1 protein-coding gene is annotated in these 472 nt (G+C 62.3%); it reads left to right on the top strand.

Annotated elements, in window-relative coordinates; genetic code table 11:
* On the top strand, window positions 1–331 hold a 331-nt coding region (locus EOD15_RS35400; RefSeq protein WP_210212231.1), incomplete at its 5' end, for a transcriptional repressor KorB C-terminal beta-barrel domain-containing protein.
* Between the last annotated feature and the right edge of the window lie 141 nt (window positions 332–472).

Genomic DNA, 472 nt, shown 5'->3' on the forward strand with positions numbered 1-472 from the left:
GGTCTACAGCGACGAGAAAACGAACGCTGCGGCTTCCTCACCGGTTGGCGGCGAAGGCACCACTTCCGATCCCAGCGACGACGAAGGTGATAGCCCGGAGGGAGACGGACAGCGCCGCCAGAGCGTGAAACCGGGTCCGGCCGCACCCGACCCCATGAAGGTTCGCAAGCCGCTCGTGCAGGTCCGCATCGGCCGCCGCGAAGGCGTCATGCTGATCGGCAAGACGGCCGAATATGGCCTCGCCTGGGTGAAGTTTGAGAATGGCGATGAGGATCAGCTTGACGTGAACAAGATCAAGCTCGTTGCCGTCATCGACGGCGCTGCCAAGTAACCATGACAGGAGGGGCCGTAATCGGCCCCTCCCCCATTCCTATGACCATCGACGTCAATCACTACGCTCAGCAGCTCATCGATGCTCGGAACCGAATCAAGGCTGCACGCGATCCGCAGGAAGCGCTGGATGCCCTGGAGG

This window comes from Mesorhizobium sp. M7A.T.Ca.US.000.02.2.1, from assembly GCF_003996995.1.
Classification (GTDB): Bacteria; Pseudomonadota; Alphaproteobacteria; order Rhizobiales; family Rhizobiaceae; genus Mesorhizobium.